The sequence below is a fragment of the Achromobacter semiaridum genome (assembly GCF_053543755.1).
The window spans coordinates 6,260-8,142 of sequence record NZ_JBLVOL010000085.1 but is presented as its reverse complement, the minus strand read 5'-3'; the positions used below and the strand labels follow the sequence as shown (position 1 = coordinate 8,142).

Below are 1,883 nucleotides of genomic sequence, written 5' to 3'. Positions count from 1 at the left end.
GACTGGCGCGCGCCGGCCGAGATGCTGCCCTGGCGCGCGACGGCAACGAACAAGGTGAGGGTGACGAGATCGATACGGGCAAGGTTCATGGAAAAATCCGGCGCGGACAGGCCAGGGCGGGCGGCGGGCGCAAGGCCACTGCCGGGGTGCCAGGGCAATAATTATGTCCGAATTTTTTCTTCCCGCCCGTTGCGGCTCAACCGCGCGTCGCGCAGCCGAGGACGGTCCTCGGCCCTGGGCCCTTGGTCGTCAAGGCTGGAAGAACGCCGTGGGCGTCATCAGCCGGTTTTCCTGGCGGATCAGATAGCCGGCCTCGGCGCTCTTGGTCAGGTAGCCGGCCCAGGCGGGGTCTTTTTGCAGCGCCAGGCGCTTGGCCTCGCGGTCGGCGGCACTGTCATAGACCCAGATGTGCATGTAGCTGTTGACGTCGCCCGTCTCGGTCTGCATGTAGGCCAGCGGCTTGCCCAGGTGGCGGCTTTGCACCTCATAGCCGTGCTCTGCATAAAGCGCCAGGTGCTTTTTGATGGTGCCGGCGCGGCAGGTGTAAGTCCGTACGTCGTAAAGCATGGTGTTTCCTTTGAGGTGTTGCGATGGGGATTGCGTAGGGGGGAGCGGTGCCAAAGCGGGCTGCAATGGGGCTGCAACGCGGGCTGCAACGCGCATTGCAGAATCTGATCGATCGTCAGTCCGCCGTGGCGCCGGACTGTTTCACCAGCACGCTCCAGCGATCGACTTCCTGGTTCACGTATTGCTGGAACGCGGCATGGCCGTCGCCGACGGGGTCGGCACCCAGCCCCTTCAGCTTGTCCTGCACGGCGGGGTCGGCCACGCCCTGGGTGATGGCCTGCGACAACTTTTCCACCACGGGCGCGGGCGTGGCCGCGGGCACGAACAGGCCGAACCAGGACCGGGCGTTCATGGCGGGATAAGACGTTTCGGAAAACGCCGGCACGTCCGGCAGGGCGGCATGGCGCTGCTTGCCCGTGACGGCGATGGGCCGCAAGCGGCCGGCCTGCACCTGCGACAGCACTTCAGGCAGATTCGCGAACATGATCTGGACCTGGCCGCCCATCAGGTCATTAAGCGCCTGCGAGCCCCCCTTGTAGGGCACGTGCGTCATCTGCGCGCCGGCCAGTGAATTGAACTGCGCGCCCGCCAGGTGCGACGCCGTGCCGGTGCCGCCCGAGGCGTAGTTCACGCGGTTGCCGCTGGCCTTGGCGTAGGCGGCAAGTTCTTCGGGGGTCTTGGCGGGCACCGACGGGTTCACCACCAGCAGCAAAGGCACCGACGCCAGGTTCGACAGGCCCGCGAAGTCGCCCGTCAGGCTGTAGTCCAGCTTGTGATAAAGCGTGGAATTGATGGCATGGCTGGACGTGGCCATCAGCAGCGTATAGCCGTCGGGCTCGGCGCGCGCGGCCATGACGGCGCCGATGTTGCCGTTGGCGCCGGCTTTGTTTTCCACCACTACCGGCTGGCCCAGGCGGGCGGACATGGACTGCGCCACGGTGCGCGCGATCACGTCGGTGGCGCCGCCGGCGGCAAAGGGAACGATGATGCGCAGCGGGCGCTCGGGGTAGGCCGAGGCGTCGGAGGATGCCGCGAACGATGCAGCGCCAAGGGTCGCGGTGCCCAGCAAGGCGGCCACGGCCAACCGCCGCAGGGCGGGCAGGGGGGTATTCATAGTCTCTCTCCAGGTGTGGTCATTTTTTTTATGGGATCGCCGCGCGCCGTTCTTGCGACTGCTGCGCGGCAATCCAATCCTGAACGTCAGGAAGCGGCAAGCTGCGCTTGTTTGCGCAGGCTGGTCAGGGTGGCCCGGGGCGTAATCACCTCGGGGTCCAGACAAAGTTCGATCAGATAGGGTGACCCGCTGTCCAGGGCCC

General features: G+C 66.2%; 2 protein-coding genes and 1 pseudogene. All 3 read right to left on the bottom strand.

What is annotated here, in order from left to right; genetic code table 11:
• Nucleotides 1-89, bottom strand: a pseudogene (locus tag ACNPP0_RS21865) (GntR family transcriptional regulator); the annotation flags it as partial.
• 160 nt (nucleotides 90-249) lie between these two features.
• Nucleotides 250-567: an NIPSNAP family protein gene (locus ACNPP0_RS21860; RefSeq protein WP_332611013.1), complete on the bottom strand. Its 318-nt coding sequence runs from the start codon at nucleotides 565-567 to the stop codon at nucleotides 250-252.
• A gap of 115 nt (nucleotides 568-682) precedes the next feature.
• Complete coding sequence (locus tag ACNPP0_RS21855; protein ID WP_448706981.1) at nucleotides 683-1,681, bottom strand: Bug family tripartite tricarboxylate transporter substrate binding protein; 999 nt, start codon at nucleotides 1,679-1,681, stop codon at nucleotides 683-685.
• Nucleotides 1,682-1,883: the final 202 nt, after the last annotated feature.